At 56.2% G+C, this 16,471-nt stretch carries 12 protein-coding genes, 1 tRNA gene and 1 pseudogene; all 14 read left to right on the top strand.

Annotated features, from left to right (window positions below; all coding sequences use genetic code 11):
- Positions 1–287: pseudogene (locus AD666_RS07680) on the top strand (elongation factor Tu); the annotation flags it as partial.
- Positions 288–340: 53 nt separating this feature from the next.
- Positions 341–416: transfer RNA gene (locus AD666_RS07675), tRNA-Trp, on the top strand.
- Between the two features lie 44 nt (positions 417–460).
- The gene (gene secE / locus AD666_RS07670) at positions 461–829 is read left to right on the top strand and encodes a preprotein translocase subunit SecE (protein ID WP_039594676.1); all 369 of its coding nucleotides are present in this window, start codon (positions 461–463) and stop codon (positions 827–829) included.
- 9 nt (positions 830–838) lie between these two features.
- Positions 839–1,372, top strand: a complete 534-nt coding sequence (gene nusG, locus AD666_RS07665; protein ID WP_010443972.1) for a transcription termination/antitermination protein NusG — start codon at positions 839–841, stop codon at positions 1,370–1,372.
- A 117-nt stretch (positions 1,373–1,489) separates the two neighbouring features.
- Complete coding sequence (gene rplK, locus AD666_RS07660; RefSeq protein WP_003176435.1) at positions 1,490–1,921, top strand: 50S ribosomal protein L11; 432 nt, start codon at positions 1,490–1,492, stop codon at positions 1,919–1,921.
- Positions 1,921–2,616, top strand: coding sequence for a 50S ribosomal protein L1 (gene rplA, locus AD666_RS07655; protein WP_053149732.1), 696 nt, complete (start codon positions 1,921–1,923; stop codon positions 2,614–2,616). The genes rplK and rplA overlap by 1 nt, the downstream gene beginning before the upstream one ends.
- 198 nt (positions 2,617–2,814) lie before the next feature.
- Positions 2,815–3,315, top strand: coding sequence for a 50S ribosomal protein L10 (rplJ, locus tag AD666_RS07650; protein WP_024776458.1), 501 nt, complete (start codon positions 2,815–2,817; stop codon positions 3,313–3,315).
- A gap of 79 nt (positions 3,316–3,394) precedes the next feature.
- A complete protein-coding gene (rplL, locus tag AD666_RS07645; RefSeq protein ID WP_053149730.1) occupies positions 3,395–3,760 on the top strand; it encodes a 50S ribosomal protein L7/L12 in 366 nt (121 codons plus the stop codon).
- A 219-nt stretch (positions 3,761–3,979) separates the two neighbouring features.
- A complete protein-coding gene (gene rpoB / locus AD666_RS07640) occupies positions 3,980–8,053 on the top strand; it encodes a DNA-directed RNA polymerase subunit beta (RefSeq protein ID WP_053149728.1) in 4,074 nt (1,357 codons plus the stop codon).
- Between the two features lie 64 nt (positions 8,054–8,117).
- The gene (rpoC, locus tag AD666_RS07635; protein ID WP_053149726.1) at positions 8,118–12,317 is read left to right on the top strand and encodes a DNA-directed RNA polymerase subunit beta'; all 4,200 of its coding nucleotides are present in this window, start codon (positions 8,118–8,120) and stop codon (positions 12,315–12,317) included.
- 217 nt (positions 12,318–12,534) lie between these two features.
- Entirely contained in the window at positions 12,535–12,906 is a 372-nt protein-coding gene (gene rpsL, locus AD666_RS07630) for a 30S ribosomal protein S12 (RefSeq protein ID WP_003186084.1), read from the top strand.
- A gap of 102 nt (positions 12,907–13,008) precedes the next feature.
- Positions 13,009–13,479: a 30S ribosomal protein S7 gene (gene rpsG, locus AD666_RS07625; protein ID WP_003186074.1), complete on the top strand. Its 471-nt coding sequence runs from the start codon at positions 13,009–13,011 to the stop codon at positions 13,477–13,479.
- A 30-nt stretch (positions 13,480–13,509) separates the two neighbouring features.
- Positions 13,510–15,612 (top strand): elongation factor G, encoded by a 2,103-nt coding sequence (fusA, locus tag AD666_RS07620; RefSeq protein ID WP_053149723.1) that lies wholly within the window; start codon positions 13,510–13,512, stop codon positions 15,610–15,612.
- 31 nt (positions 15,613–15,643) lie between these two features.
- Positions 15,644–16,471, top strand: an 828-nt coding sequence (locus AD666_RS07615) for an elongation factor Tu (protein ID WP_053149720.1), incomplete at its 3' end; no start/stop codon positions are given.

Raw genomic sequence — 16,471 nt, 5'->3', positions numbered from 1 at the left:
AGGCTCACACCAAGTTCACCGCAGAAGTTTATGTTCTGAGCAAGGAAGAAGGCGGTCGTCATACTCCGTTCTTCAAAGGCTACCGTCCACAGTTCTACTTCCGTACAACTGACGTGACTGGTAACTGCGAGCTGCCAGAAGGCGTTGAAATGGTAATGCCAGGTGACAACATTCAGATGACTGTCACCCTGATCAAGCCGATCGCGATGGAAGATGGTCTGCGTTTCGCTATCCGTGAAGGCGGTCGTACCGTCGGCGCCGGCGTCGTAGCCAAAGTCATCGAGTAAACAGTTGTAATGTCTTTTTCGGGCCGGCATAATGGTCGGCCTGATTTTGTTTTAGGTCAGTAGCTCAATTGGCAGAGCGACGGTCTCCAAAACCGTAGGTTGGGGGTTCGATTCCCTCCTGACCTGCCAGATTCACTCGTGTGTCTGGCTTTCTTTTCACAGGATCTTCATAGATGACTCCTAAAGCTGAAGCTCAAGGCTCTCGCTTCGATCTGCTCAAGTGGCTAGTGGTAGTCGCTTTGGTGGCTGTTGGCGTTGTTGGCAATCAGTATTTTTCTGCTTCGCCGATCCTGTACCGTGTACTTGCACTGCTTGCTATTGCTGCTGTTGCTGCCTTTGTGGGTCTGCAGACGGCTAAGGGCAAGTCTTTCTTTGTACTCGCTAAGGAAGCCCGCACCGAGATTCGTAAAGTCGTATGGCCAACTCGCCAAGAAACCACGCAAACCACGTTGATCGTCGTGGCTGTTGTTCTGGTGATGGCGTTGCTGTTGTGGGGGCTCGATTCCCTGCTCGGCTGGCTTGTTTCCTTGATTGTTGGCTAAGGGTGTCCCGTGGCTAAGCGTTGGTACGTTGTGCATGCTTACTCGGGTTACGAGAAGCATGTCATGCGCTCGCTGATAGAGCGTGTAAAGCTGGCTGGCATGGAAGATGGCTTTGGCGAGATTCTGGTCCCCACTGAAGAAGTGGTTGAGATGCGTAATGGCCAGAAGCGCAAAAGTGAACGTAAGTTCTTCCCAGGTTACGTGCTGGTGCAGATGGATATGAACGAAGGGACTTGGCACTTGGTCAAGGACACCCCTCGCGTCATGGGCTTCATTGGCGGTACTGCCGATAAGCCCGCGCCGATTACAGACAAAGAGGCAGAAGCGATTCTGCGTCGCGTCGCTGATGGTAGCGACAAGCCGAAGCCGAAGACATTGTTTGAACCAGGTGAAGTTGTACGTGTCACTGATGGTCCATTCGCTGACTTCAATGGTACGGTTGAAGAGGTTAACTACGAAAAGAGCCGGATCCAGGTGGCAGTGCTCATTTTCGGTCGCTCTACTCCGGTAGAGTTGGAGTTCAGTCAGGTCGAAAAGGTCTGATTGAGCAGGCATCCCAACCCCACAGCCCAAGGCTGTGGGGTTTTGTCGTCACTGGGATAAACGCGCAAGTAACCGGGGAGCCTTTCGAGGCGTTCGAACCCGTAATTGGAGTGCCTCATGGCCAAGAAGATTACCGCTTACATCAAGCTGCAAGTGAAGGCCGCTCAGGCTAACCCAAGCCCACCCGTTGGTCCTGCTCTGGGTCAGCACGGCGTGAACATCATGGAATTCTGCAAGGCTTTCAACGCCCGTACCCAGGGTCTTGAGCCAGGTCTGCCGACTCCAGTGATCATCACTGTCTATAGCGACCGTAGCTTCACTTTCGAAACAAAAAGCACCCCTGCTTCGGTTCTGCTGAAGAAGGCTGCAGGTTTGACCAGCGGTTCCGCTCGTCCAAACACTGTTAAGGTTGGCACCGTTACCCGTGCTCAGCTGGAAGAAATCGCGAAAACCAAAAACGCGGATCTGACTGCAGCTGATATGGATGCAGCCGTGCGTACTATCGCCGGTTCTGCTCGTAGCATGGGCCTTAACGTGGAGGGTGTGTAATGGCTAAGCTGACCAAGCGTCAAAAGGCTATCGCCAGCAAAATCGAAGCAGGCAAGGCCTACAACTTTGTAGATGCCGCTGCCCTGCTGGCCGAGCTGTCGACTGTCAAGTTCAGCGAGTCGTTCGACGTTGCTGTAAACCTGGGTGTTGATCCACGTAAATCCGACCAGGTCGTTCGTAGCGCTACCGTGCTGCCACACGGCACTGGCAAGACCGTTCGCGTTGCAGTCTTCACCCAGGGCCCAGCAGCTGAAGCTGCTCTGGCTGCTGGTGCTGATCGCGTAGGCATGGACGATCTGGCTGCCGAAATGAAAGGCGGCGAGCTGAACTATGACGTCGTTATCGCATCCCCGGATGCCATGCGTGTTGTAGGTCAGTTGGGTCAGATCCTCGGTCCACGTGGCCTGATGCCTAACCCTAAAGTCGGCACCGTAACGCCAGACGTAGCTACCGCGGTCAAGAACGCCAAGGCTGGTCAGGTTCGTTATCGCACCGACAAAAACGGCATCATCCACACCTCCGTTGGCAAGATCGGCTTCGATGCCGTCAAGCTGAAGGAGAACGTTGAAGCCCTGATCGCTGATCTGAAGCGCATCAAGCCAGCTTCTTCGAAAGGTATCTATGTCAAGCGCGTTACCCTGAGCACCACCATGGGCCCAGGTCTGATTATCGACCAAAGCTCGCTCGACGCGTAAGACTCAAATTGGCGCAAGCGATTGCGCCAATTGAAAAATTGGGGTCCCTGCCTGGCGGGGGCTATCCAAGACCGTAGGCGACGCAAGTCTTAAACCACAAGCCTACGCAGATGGTGCTCCCGGTTCCTTACCGAATCAGACACCAAAACGACATTCGGTTCCGACCGAATGAAACGGTAACAAGCAGGAGTTAAACCCGTGGCAATTAAACTCGAAGACAAGAAGGCCATCGTCGCTGAAGTCAACGAGGCTGCCAAAGTCGCTCTGTCCGCTGTCGTGGCTGATGCCCGTGGCGTAACAGTAGGCGCTATGACCGGACTCCGTAAAGAGGCCCGCGAAGCTGGCGTTTATGTACGTGTCGTACGTAACACCCTGCTCAAGCGCGCTGTTGAAGGCACTCAATATGACGTGCTCAACGACGCGTTCGTCGGCCCGACCCTGATTGCATTCTCGAAAGAACATCCGGGCGCTGCTGCCCGTATCTTCAAAGAGTTCGCAAAGGGTCAGGACAAGTTCGAGATCAAGGCAGCTGCGTTCGAGGGCAAGTTCCTCGCAGCTAACCAAATCGACGTACTGGCAACTCTGCCGACCCGTGACGAAGCAATTTCTCAGCTGATGAGCGTGATTCAAGGCGCTACCAGCAAATTGGCTCGTACTCTGGCGGCAATTCGCGACCAGAAAGAAGCTGCTGCAGCCTGAGGCTGAGCGTTTCCTTTCCCGCGTATTTTTGTTTATTTCGATGGCCGTGCCGGCTATCCCCCAATTCAGGAATTGAGTCATGTCTCTGACTAACGAACAAATCATCGAAGCAATCGGCGAAAAATCCGTAATGGAAATCGTTGAGCTGATCAAGGCAATGGAAGAGAAGTTCGGCGTTACCGCCGCTGCTGCTACCGTTGCTGCTGCTGGTCCAGCTGCTGTCGTTGAAGAGCAAACCGAGTTCAACGTTGTTCTGGCTGCCGCTGGCGACAAGAAAGTCAACGTGATCAAGGCTGTTCGTGAACTGACCGGTCTGGGTCTGAAAGAAGCCAAGGAGAAGGTTGATTCCGCTCCTCAGGTTATCCTTGAAGGCGTTTCGAAAGAAGCTGCTGAAGACGCGAAGAAAAAGCTGGAAGAAGCAGGCGCTGCCGTCGAAGTCAAGTAATTTCGACCTTGCGTCTCCAGCCCGAGCGTCGAGCGAAAGGCTGATGGCTGGTGGCTTTTGCCACCGGCCTTTTTCCGTTATTGGCAGCCGACTGGGTCGGTGCTGGTAGCGAGCTGTAACCACCCGAGGTGGTGGCGCAAACCATGGGGTTTGCACGATTTTCTGGCCGCTCCCGTCGGGAAGGGCCAAACAAGCAGGTGACCAAGCTGGGGAACGCTGATGGCTTACTCATATACTGAGAAAAAACGTATCCGCAAGGACTTTAGCAAGTTGCCGGACGTCATGGATGTGCCGTACCTCCTGGCCATCCAGCTGGATTCGTATCGTGAATTCTTGCAAGCGGGAGCGACTAAAGATCAGTTCCGCGACGTGGGCCTGCATGCGGCCTTCAAATCCGTTTTCCCGATCATCAGCTACTCCGGCAATGCTGCGCTGGAGTACGTCGGTTATCGTCTGGGCGAACCGGCATTTGATGTCAAAGAATGCGTATTGCGCGGTGTGACTTACGCCGTACCTTTGCGGGTAAAAGTGCGCCTGATCATTTTCGACAAAGAATCGTCGAACAAAGCGATCAAGGACATCAAAGAGCAAGAAGTCTACATGGGTGAAATCCCCCTGATGACTGAAAACGGTACCTTCGTAATCAACGGTACCGAGCGTGTAATCGTTTCCCAGCTGCACCGTTCTCCAGGCGTGTTCTTCGACCACGACCGCGGCAAGACGCACAGCTCCGGCAAGCTGCTTTACTCCGCACGCATCATTCCTTACCGCGGCTCCTGGCTGGACTTCGAGTTCGACCCGAAAGACTGCGTGTTCGTGCGTATCGATCGTCGTCGCAAGCTGCCTGCATCGGTATTGCTGCGCGCGCTCGGCTATACCACCGAGGAAGTGCTCGACGCGTTCTACACCACCAACGTCTTCCATGTGCAAGGTGAAAACCTCAGCCTGGAACTGGTGCCTCAGCGCCTGCGCGGTGAAATCGCAGTTCTCGATATCCAGGATGACAAAGGCAAGGTCATTGTCGAGCAGGGTCGTCGTATCACCGCTCGTCATATCAACCAGCTGGAAAAGGCCGGAATCAAAGAGCTGCAAGTGCCCATGGACTACGTCCTCGGTCGCACTACGGCCAAGGCCATCGTTCACCCGGCCACTGGCGAGATCCTGGCAGAGTGCAACACCGAGCTGAACACTGAAATCCTGGCGAAGATCGTCAAGGCTCAGGTCGTTCGTATCGAAACGCTGTATACCAACGATATCGACTGTGGTCCGTTCATTTCCGATACGTTGAAGATCGACTCCACCGGCAACCAGCTGGAAGCGCTGGTCGAAATCTATCGCATGATGCGTCCTGGCGAGCCGCCAACCAAGGATGCCGCCGAAACCCTGTTCAACAACCTGTTCTTCAGTCCTGAGCGCTATGACCTGTCTGCGGTCGGCCGGATGAAGTTCAACCGTCGTATCGGTCGCACCGAAATCGAAGGTTCGGGCGTACTGAACAAGGACGACATCGTTGCGGTGCTCAAGACCCTGGTCGACATCCGTAACGGCAAGGGCATCGTCGATGACATCGACCACTTGGGTAACCGTCGTGTTCGCTGCGTAGGCGAAATGGCCGAGAACCAGTTCCGCGTTGGCCTGGTGCGTGTAGAGCGCGCGGTCAAGGAACGTCTGTCGATGGCTGAAAGCGAAGGCCTGATGCCGCAGGATCTGATCAACGCCAAGCCGGTAGCGGCTGCGGTGAAAGAGTTCTTCGGTTCGAGCCAGCTCTCCCAGTTCATGGACCAGAACAACCCGCTGTCCGAGATCACCCACAAGCGTCGTGTCTCTGCACTCGGCCCAGGTGGTCTGACGCGTGAGCGCGCAGGCTTCGAAGTTCGTGACGTACACCCGACCCACTACGGTCGCGTATGCCCTATCGAAACGCCGGAAGGTCCGAACATCGGCCTGATCAACTCCCTGGCTGCCTATGCCCGCACCAACCAGTACGGCTTCCTGGAAAGCCCGTATCGCGTAGTGAAGGAAGGGCTGGTCACCGACGAGATCGTGTTCCTGTCCGCCATTGAAGAGGCCGATCACGTGATCGCCCAGGCTTCGGCGACCATGAACGAAAAAGGTCAGTTGATCGACGAGCTGGTAGCTGTTCGTCACCTGAACGAGTTCACGGTAAAGGCGCCGGAAGACGTCACCCTGATGGACGTTTCGCCCAAGCAGGTAGTATCGGTCGCGGCCTCGCTGATCCCGTTCCTCGAGCACGACGACGCCAACCGTGCGTTGATGGGTTCGAACATGCAGCGTCAGGCTGTACCGACCTTGCGTGCCGACAAGCCGCTGGTAGGTACTGGCATGGAGCGTAACGTTGCTCGCGACTCCGGCGTTTGCGTCGTGGCTCGTCGTGGTGGCGTGATCGACTCCGTCGATGCCAGCCGTATCGTGGTTCGCGTGGCCGATGACGAAGTCGAGCCAGGCGAAGCCGGTGTCGACATCTACAACCTGACCAAGTACACCCGCTCCAACCAGAACACCTGCATCAACCAGCGTCCGCTGGTGAGCAAGGGTGATCGGGTACAGCGCAGCGACATCATGGCCGACGGCCCGTCCACCGACATGGGTGAGCTGGCACTGGGTCAGAACATGCGCATCGCGTTCATGGCATGGAACGGCTTCAACTTCGAAGACTCCATCTGCCTGTCCGAGCGTGTAGTGCAGGAAGATCGCTTTACCACGATCCACATTCAGGAACTGACCTGTGTGGCGCGTGATACCAAGCTGGGTCCAGAGGAAATCACCGCGGACATCCCGAACGTGGGTGAAGCCGCTCTGAACAAGCTGGACGAAGCCGGTATTGTTTATGTAGGTGCTGAAGTAGGCGCTGGCGACATCCTGGTCGGTAAGGTCACTCCGAAAGGCGAAACCCAGCTGACTCCGGAAGAAAAACTGCTGCGTGCCATCTTCGGTGAAAAAGCCAGCGACGTTAAGGACACCTCTCTGCGCGTGCCTACCGGCACCAAGGGTACCGTCATTGACGTACAGGTCTTCACTCGCGACGGCGTTGAGCGTGATGCTCGTGCTCTGTCCATCGAGAAAAGCCAGCTGGACGAGATTCGCAAAGACCTGAACGAAGAGTTCCGTATCGTTGAAGGTGCCACTTTCGAGCGTCTGCGCGCTGCGTTGGTTGGCCATAAGGTCGAAGGCGGCGCGGGCCTGAAGAAAGGTCAGGAAATCACCGACGAAGTGCTCGACGGTCTTGAGCACGGCCAGTGGTTCAAACTGCGTATGGCTGAAGACGCTCTGAACGAGCAGCTCGAGAAGGCTCAGGCCTATATCGTTGACCGTCGCCGTCTGCTGGATGACAAGTTCGAAGATAAGAAGCGCAAGCTGCAGCAAGGCGATGACCTGGCTCCGGGCGTGCTGAAGATCGTCAAGGTCTACCTGGCAATCCGTCGTCGCATCCAGCCGGGCGACAAGATGGCCGGTCGTCACGGTAACAAGGGTGTGGTCTCCGTGATCATGCCGGTTGAAGACATGCCGCACGATGCCAACGGCACCCCGGTCGATGTCGTCCTCAACCCGCTCGGCGTACCTTCGCGTATGAACGTCGGTCAGATCCTTGAAACCCACCTGGGCCTCGCGGCCAAGGGCTTGGGCGAGAAGATCAACCGCATGCTCGAAGAGCAGCGCAAGGTCGCCGACCTGCGCAAGTTCCTGCATGAGATCTACAACGAAATCGGTGGTCGTAACGAAGACCTCGACAGCTTCTCCGACCAGGAGATCCTGGATCTGGCGAAGAACCTCAAGGGCGGCGTTCCAATGGCCACTCCGGTGTTCGACGGTGCCAAGGAAGTTGAAATCAAGGCCATGCTGAAACTGGCAGACCTGCCGGAAAGCGGCCAGATGCAACTGTTCGATGGCCGTACCGGCAACAAGTTCGAGCGCCCGGTTACCGTTGGCTACATGTACATGCTGAAGCTGAACCACTTGGTAGACGACAAGATGCACGCTCGTTCTACCGGTTCTTACAGCCTGGTTACCCAGCAGCCGCTGGGTGGTAAGGCGCAGTTCGGTGGTCAGCGTTTCGGGGAGATGGAGGTCTGGGCACTGGAAGCTTACGGTGCTGCATACACTCTGCAAGAAATGCTCACAGTGAAGTCGGACGATGTGAACGGCCGGACCAAGATGTACAAAAACATCGTGGACGGCGATCACCGTATGGAGCCGGGCATGCCCGAGTCCTTCAACGTGTTGATCAAGGAAATTCGTTCCCTCGGCATCGATATCGATCTGGAAACCGAATAACACGTGACGCGAATCGAGAGCGGGGCTGTAGTGCCCGCTCTCTGCTCCGCCAGGAGGAAAGGCCTTGAAAGACCTACTGAATTTGCTGAAAAACCAGGGTCAAGTCGAAGAGTTCGACGCCATCCGTATTGGACTGGCCTCGCCTGAGATGATCCGTTCGTGGTCGTTCGGTGAAGTTAAAAAGCCGGAAACCATCAACTACCGTACGTTCAAACCCGAGCGTGACGGTCTGTTCTGCGCCAAGATCTTTGGCCCGGTAAAGGATTACGAGTGCCTGTGCGGTAAGTACAAGCGCTTGAAGCATCGTGGTGTGATCTGCGAGAAGTGCGGCGTTGAAGTCGCGCTGGCAAAAGTCCGTCGTGAGCGCATGGCGCACATCGAACTGGCCTCGCCGGTTGCTCACATCTGGTTCCTGAAATCGCTGCCGTCCCGTATCGGCTTGCTGATGGACATGACCCTGCGTGATATCGAACGTGTTCTCTACTTCGAGAGCTATGTCGTTATCGACCCGGGCATGACTACCCTTGAAAAAGGTCAACTGCTCAACGACGAGCAGTACTTCGAAGCGCTGGAAGAGTTTGGCGACGATTTCGATGCCCGCATGGGTGCCGAAGCCGTCCGCGAACTGCTGCACGCGATCGACCTGGAGCACGAGATCGGCCGTCTGCGCGAAGAAATCCCGCAGACCAACTCCGAAACCAAGATCAAGAAGCTGTCCAAGCGTCTGAAGTTGATGGAAGCCTTCCAAGGCTCCGGCAACCTGCCTGAGTGGATGGTGTTGACCGTTCTGCCGGTTCTGCCGCCAGACCTGCGTCCACTGGTTCCGCTCGATGGCGGTCGCTTCGCGACGTCCGACCTCAACGATCTGTATCGTCGAGTGATCAACCGTAACAACCGCTTGAAGCGCCTGCTCGATCTGTCCGCTCCGGACATCATCGTGCGCAACGAAAAGCGTATGTTGCAGGAGGCCGTTGACGCGTTGCTCGACAACGGTCGCCGTGGCCGCGCCATCACCGGTTCCAACAAGCGTCCTCTGAAGTCCCTGGCCGACATGATCAAGGGTAAACAGGGTCGTTTCCGTCAGAACCTGCTCGGTAAGCGTGTTGACTATTCCGGTCGTTCGGTAATTACCGTAGGCCCGACCCTGCGTCTGCACCAGTGCGGTCTGCCTAAGAAAATGGCTCTGGAACTGTTCAAGCCGTTCATTTTCGGCAAGCTGGAAATGCGTGGTCTTGCTACCACCATTAAAGCAGCCAAGAAAATGGTCGAGCGCGAGCTGCCAGAGGTCTGGGACGTTCTCGCTGAAGTGATCCGCGAACACCCCGTACTGCTCAACCGTGCACCGACCCTTCACCGTCTGGGTATCCAGGCGTTTGAACCGGTACTGATCGAAGGTAAGGCTATCCAGCTGCACCCGCTGGTCTGTGCTGCGTACAACGCCGACTTCGACGGCGACCAAATGGCCGTGCACGTACCGCTGACGCTGGAAGCCCAGCTGGAAGCGCGTGCGTTGATGATGTCCACCAACAACATTCTGTCGCCAGCCAACGGTGAACCAATCATCGTTCCGTCGCAGGACGTTGTATTGGGTCTGTACTACATGACTCGTGAAGCGATCAACGCCAAAGGCGAAGGTCGTGTATTCGCGGACCTGCAGGAAGTTGACCGTGTGTTCCGTGCCGGCGAAGCCGCACTGCACGCCAAGGTCAAGGTACGGATCAACGAAACCGTTAATGATCGCGATGGCAACAGCGTGACCAACACTCGTATCGTCGACACCACTGTCGGTCGTGCGCTGTTGTTCCAGGTTGTGCCGAAGGGCCTGTCGTTCGACGTCGTCAACCTGCCGATGAAGAAGAAGGCGATCTCCAAGCTGATCAACCAGTGCTACCGCGTGGTGGGTCTGAAAGAAACCGTGATCTTCGCTGACCAGCTGATGTACACCGGTTTTGCTTATTCGACCATCTCCGGCGTTTCCATCGGTGTTAACGACTTCGTTATCCCGGATGAAAAAGCCCGCATCATCGGTACCGCTACCGAAGAAGTTAAGGAGATCGAGAGCCAGTACGCCTCCGGCCTGGTAACCCAGGGCGAGAAGTACAACAAAGTGATCGACCTCTGGTCGAAGGCGAACGATGAAGTCTCCAAGGCGATGATGGCCAACCTCTCGAAAGAGAAGGTCATCGACCGTCATGGCGACGAAGTCGAGCAGGAATCCTTCAACTCGATGTACATGATGGCTGACTCGGGTGCGCGGGGTTCTGCTGCGCAGATCCGTCAGCTCGCCGGTATGCGTGGCCTGATGGCCAAGCCGGACGGCTCCATCATCGAGACTCCGATTACCGCGAACTTCCGTGAAGGCCTGAGCGTACTCCAGTACTTCATTTCCACTCACGGTGCTCGTAAAGGTCTTGCGGATACCGCGTTGAAAACGGCGAACTCCGGTTACCTGACCCGTCGTCTGGTGGACGTGGCGCAGGACCTGGTGGTGACCGAGATCGATTGCGGCACCGAGCATGGCCTGGTCATGACGCCGCACATCGAAGGCGGTGACGTTGTAGAGCCGTTGGGTGAGCGCGTATTGGGTCGTGTCATCGCCCGTGACGTCTTCAAGCCGGGCACCGAGGATGTAATCGTTCCTGCTGGCACCCTGGTCGATGAGAAGTGGGTCGAGTTCATCGAGCTCAACAGCATCGACGAAGTGATCGTACGTTCGCCGATCAGCTGCGAAACTCGCTACGGCATCTGCGCCAAGTGCTACGGTCGCGATCTGGCTCGTGGTCACCAGGTGAACATCGGTGAAGCGGTCGGCGTTATCGCTGCCCAGTCCATCGGTGAACCGGGTACCCAGTTGACGATGCGTACGTTCCACATCGGTGGTGCTGCAAGCCGGACCTCCGCAGCTGACAGCGTTCAGGTGAAAAATGGCGGTACCGTCCGTTTGCACAACCTGAAGCACGTAGAGCGAGTGGACGGTCACCTGGTTGCGGTATCCCGTTCCGGTGAGCTGGCGATTGCAGACGACTTCGGTCGTGAGCGTGAGCGCTACAAGCTGCCATACGGTGCCGTGATTTCGGTCAAGGAAGGCGACAAGGTCGACGCTGGCGCCATCGTTGCCAAGTGGGACCCGCACACTCACCCGATCGTCACCGAGATGAAAGGTACCGTGACCTACGTGGGCATGGAAGAGGGCATCACGATCAAGCGTCAGACCGACGAATTGACCGGTATGACCAACATCGAAGTGCTCGACGTCAAAGACCGTCCGGCTGCAGGCAAGGACATCCGTCCTGCAGTGAAGATGGTCGACGACAACGGCAAGGACCTGTTGCTGCCAGGCACTGACGTAATCGCTCAGTACTTCCTGCCAGCCAACGCCCTGGTCGGTGTTGCGGACGGTGCGCAGATCGCGATCGGTGATGTTATCGCCCGTATCCCGCAGGAAACTTCGAAAACCCGTGACATCACCGGTGGTCTGCCACGTGTTGCCGACTTGTTCGAAGCCCGTCGTCCGAAAGAAGCCTCGATCCTGGCTGAAGTCAGCGGCACCATCGCGTTCGGTAAAGAGACCAAGGGCAAGCGCCGTCTGGTCATTACGCCGAATGATGGTAGCGATCCGTACGAAGAGCTGATTCCGAAGTGGCGCCACCTGAACGTCTTCGAAGGCGAACAGGTCAACCGCGGCGAAGTTATCTCCGACGGCCCGAGCGATCCTCACGACATCCTGCGTCTGCTGGGTGTGAGTGCGCTGGCCAAGTACATCGTGAACGAAATCCAGGACGTTTACCGTCTGCAAGGCGTGAAGATCAACGACAAGCACATCGAGACCATCCTGCGTCAGATGCTGCGTAAAGTTGAGATCACCGAGTCCGGCGATTCCAGCTTCATCAAGGGCGACCAGATGGAACTGACTCACGTGCTGGTGGAGAACGAGCGTCTGGCAGCCGAAGACAAGTTCGTTGCCAAGTTCACTCGCGTATTGCTGGGTATTACCAAGGCGTCGCTGTCCACCGAATCGTTCATCTCGGCGGCTTCCTTCCAGGAAACCACCCGTGTACTGACCGAAGCAGCGGTAACCGGCAAGCGCGATTATCTGCGTGGCCTGAAAGAAAACGTGGTCGTGGGTCGTCTGATCCCGGCAGGTACAGGTTTGGCCTATCACAGCGAGCGTAAGCGTCGCCGCGATGCAGACAAGCCTCTGCGCGTAAGCGCCAGTGAAGTGGAAGCTGCACTGACCGAAGCGCTGAACTCGAGTGGTAACTGAGTTCTGCGGTAATTGAGTGCCTGGCCCTGATCACTCCGTTCGGCGGATCGAGACAAATTGTCGAGATTCGTCGGGCGGGGAGGTCGGGGCCTCGCCTTGACTGGGGCCAAGATCCTCTTTAGACTCTTGATCCCCTAAATTTGGCGGGAATTCGTTCCTGCCATTTTTGCTTTTCTTGTAAGACAATAGCGTCGCAAGACAACAGTGGAGCTAGTAGATGGCAACTATCAACCAGCTGGTACGTCAGCCGCGCAAGCGTATCGTCGAGAAATCCGACGTGCCTGCGCTGCAGAACTGCCCGCAACGTCGTGGCGTATGCACTCGTGTGTATACCACTACGCCGAAAAAACCTAACTCGGCACTGCGTAAAGTATGCCGTGTGCGTCTGACCAACGGTTTCGAGGTTTCCTCGTACATCGGCGGTGAAGGCCACAACCTGCAGGAGCACAGCGTGGTCCTGATCCGTGGCGGTCGTGTAAAAGACTTGCCAGGTGTTCGTTATCACACCGTTCGCGGCTCCTTGGATACCTCCGGCGTTAAAGGTCGTAACCAGGGTCGTTCGAAGTACGGTACCAAGCGTCCGAAGTAATCGGTCGTTTTGCAGTTTTCTTTTTTATTGAGTCGATAAGAGTAAGGTCGGGCACGCACCTGCTGTCCCGGGCTAACCTGAAGACCGTTTGAGGGCTTATCAATGCCAAGACGTCGCGTAGCAGCCAAACGTGAGATTCTGGACGATCCGAAATACGGAAGCCAGATTCTCGCCAAGTTCATGAACCACGTAATGGAAAGCGGCAAGAAAGCCGTTGCCGAGCGTATTGTTTATGGCGCACTGGACAAAGTTAAGGAACGCAAGAACAGCGATCCCCTGGAAATCTTCGAAAAAGCTCTCGACGCCATCGCTCCGCTGGTCGAAGTGAAGTCGCGCCGTGTAGGCGGTGCTACTTACCAGGTTCCGGTCGAAGTTCGTCCGTCCCGTCGTAACGCCCTGGCAATGCGCTGGTTGGTAGACTTCGCCCGCAAGCGCGGCGAGAAGTCCATGGCTCTGCGTTTGGCTGGCGAACTGTTGGACGCTGCTGAAGGTAAAGGTGCTGCAGTTAAGAAGCGTGAAGACGTGCACCGTATGGCTGAAGCCAACAAGGCTTTCTCGCACTACCGCTTCTAATTCTGGCGTCACTAATTTCGCGAGGGCTTTATGGCTCGTACAACTGATATCAAACGCTACCGTAACATTGGTATCGTTGCTCACGTGGATGCGGGTAAAACCACTACCACTGAGCGCGTCCTGTTCTACACGGGCGTAAACCACAAAATGGGCGAGGTGCATGATGGCGCCGCGACCATGGACTGGATGGTACAAGAGCAGGAGCGGGGTATTACCATTACTTCCGCGGCTACCACTGCTTTCTGGGAAGGCTCCAACAAGCAATTCCCTAAGCATCGCTTCAACATCATCGACACCCCCGGCCACGTGGACTTCACCATTGAAGTAGAGCGTTCGCTGCGTGTGCTCGACGGTGCTGTCGTTGTGTTCTGTGGTACTTCGGGTGTTGAGCCTCAGTCGGAAACCGTATGGCGTCAGGCCAACAAGTACGGCGTTCCTCGTCTTGTCTACGTGAACAAGATGGACCGTGCCGGTGCCAACTTCCTGCGCGTCGTTGGTCAGATCAAGCAGCGTCTGGGTCACACTCCGGTGCCTATCCAGTTGGCTATCGGTGCCGAAGACAACTTCGAAGGTCAGATCGATCTGATGACCATGGAAGCTGTTCGCTGGAACGATAACGACAAGGGTATGGCTGCTGTTCGTGGTCCGATCCCGGCTGAGCTGCAAGAGCTGGCTGAAGAGTGGCGCAGCAATATGGTCGAGGCAGCTGCCGAGGCCAACGAAGAGCTGATGAACAAGTACCTGGAAGGCGAAGAACTCACGATCGAAGAGATCAAGGGTGCTCTGCGTCAGCGTACTATCGCTGGTGAAATCGTTCTGGCTGTTTGCGGTTCTTCCTTCAAGAACAAGGGTGTTCCCCTGGTTCTCGACGCCGTTATCGACTATCTGCCTGCACCGGTCGACATTCCGGCCATCAAGGGTACCGACCCTGATGACGAAACTGTCGAAATGGAGCGTCACGCAGACGACGCTGAGCCGTTCTCGGCTCTGGCGTTCAAGATCGCTACCGACCCGTTCGTGGGTACCCTTACCTTTGCTCGTGTCTACTCGGGCGTGTTGAACTCCGGTGACGGCGTTATCAACTCGGTCAAGGGTAAAAAAGAGCGTGTGGGTCGTATGGTGCAGATGCACGCCAACACCCGCGAAGAGATCAAGGAAGTACGCGCTGGTGACATCGCGGCTCTGATCGGCATGAAGGACGTCACCACTGGTGACACCCTGTGCTCCGCTGACAAGCCAATCATCCTGGTTCGCATGGACTTCCCGGAGCCGGTTATCTCGGTTGCCGTTGAACCAAAAACCAAGGATGACCAGGAAAAAATGGGCATCGCTCTGGGCAAGCTGGCTCAGGAAGACCCGTCTTTCCGCGTCAAAACCGATGAAGAGACTGGTCAGACGATCATCTCCGGCATGGGCGAATTGCACCTGGACATCCTGGTTGACCGGATGCGTCGTGAGTTCAACGTCGAAGCCAACATCGGTAAGCCGCAGGTTTCCTATCGTGAGAAGATCACGAAGTCCTGCGAGATCGAAGGCAAGTTCGTTCGTCAGTCCGGCGGTCGTGGCCAGTTCGGTCACTGCTGGATCCGTTTTGCACCTGCTGACGAAGGTCAGGAAGGTCTGCAGTTCCTGAACGAAGTAGTGGGTGGTGTGGTTCCGAAGGAATACATCCCGGCTATCCAGAAGGGTATCGAAGAGCAGATGAAGAACGGCGTTGTCGCCGGCTATCCGCTGATCGGCCTGAAGGCTACCGTGTTCGATGGTTCTTACCACGACGTCGACTCCAACGAGATGGCGTTCAAGGTGGCGGCCTCCATGGCGACCAAGCAACTGGCTACCAAGGGTGGCGGTGTTGTGCTTGAGCCGATCATGAAGGTTGAAGTCGTAACACCTGAGGATTACATGGGCGACGTGATGGGTGACCTGAACCGTCGTCGCGGTCTGATCCAGGGTATGGAAGATACGGTTTCCGGCAAGGTTATCCGTGCCGAGGTTCCGTTGGGTGAGATGTTCGGTTATGCAACCGACGTTCGTTCCATGTCCCAGGGTCGCGCGAGCTACTCTATGGAATTCTCCAAATACTCCGAAGCTCCGTCGAACATCGTCGAAGCTCTCGTTAAAAAACAAGGCTGATTCAGCCCCTTTAGGCTAGGAGTTAATTGTCGTGGCTAAAGAAAAATTTGAACGTAACAAACCGCACGTCAACGTCGGCACCATCGGTCACGTCGACCACGGTAAAACCACTCTGACCGCTGCTCTGACTCGTGTCTGCTCCGAAGTTTTCGGCTCGGCCAAGGTTGAGTTCGACAAGATCGACAGCGCCCCGGAAGAGAAGGCTCGTGGTATCACCATCAACACCGCTCACGTTGAATACGATTCGGCCGTGCGTCACTACGCGCACGTTGACTGCCCAGGTCACGCTGACTACGTAAAAAACATGATCACCGGTGCTGCCCAGATGGACGGCGCGATCCTGGTTTGCTCGGCCGCTGATGGTCCGATGCCACAAACCCGTGAGCACATCCTGCTGTCCCGTCAGGTTGGCGTTCCGTACATCGTTGTCTTCCTGAACAAGGCTGACATGGTTGACGACGCTGAGCTGCTGGAACTGGTTGAGATGGAAGTGCGCGACCTGCTGAGCACTTACGACTTCCCAGGCGATGACACTCCAATCGTCATCGGTTCGGCTCTGATGGCTCTGAACGGCCAAGACGACAACGAAATGGGTACTTCTGCTGTCAAGAAGCTGGTTGAGACCCTGGACAGCTACATTCCAGAACCAGAGCGCGCCATCGACAAGCCGTTCCTGATGCCAATCGAAGACGTGTTCTCGATCTCGGGTCGCGGTACTGTTGTGACTGGTCGTGTTGAGCGTGGCATCGTTCGCATCCAGGAAGAAGTTGAGATCGTCGGTCTGCGCGACACTCAGAAAACTACCTGCACCGGCGTTGAGATGTTCCGTAAGCTGCTGGACGAAGGTCGTGCTGGCGAG

This window comes from Pseudomonas sp. Pf153 (assembly GCF_001269775.1).
GTDB lineage: Bacteria > Pseudomonadota > Gammaproteobacteria > Pseudomonadales > Pseudomonadaceae > Aquipseudomonas > Aquipseudomonas uvaldensis.
Note: the sequence above shows the minus strand (reverse complement) of the source record. Positions and strands in the feature narration are given on the sequence as shown.

Coding starts and splice junctions, on each gene's coding strand:
- rplL (WP_053149730.1), top strand. CDS start 3,395: ATGTCTCTGACTAACGAACAAATCATCGAAGCAATCGGCGAAAAATCC.
- secE (WP_039594676.1), top strand. CDS start 461: ATGACTCCTAAAGCTGAAGCTCAAGGCTCTCGCTTCGATCTGCTCAAG.
- rpsG (WP_003186074.1), top strand. CDS start 13,009: ATGCCAAGACGTCGCGTAGCAGCCAAACGTGAGATTCTGGACGATCCG.
- rpoB (WP_053149728.1), top strand. CDS start 3,980: ATGGCTTACTCATATACTGAGAAAAAACGTATCCGCAAGGACTTTAGC.
- fusA (WP_053149723.1), top strand. CDS start 13,510: ATGGCTCGTACAACTGATATCAAACGCTACCGTAACATTGGTATCGTT.
- rplK (WP_003176435.1), top strand. CDS start 1,490: ATGGCCAAGAAGATTACCGCTTACATCAAGCTGCAAGTGAAGGCCGCT.
- rplA (WP_053149732.1), top strand. CDS start 1,921: ATGGCTAAGCTGACCAAGCGTCAAAAGGCTATCGCCAGCAAAATCGAA.
- rpsL (WP_003186084.1), top strand. CDS start 12,535: ATGGCAACTATCAACCAGCTGGTACGTCAGCCGCGCAAGCGTATCGTC.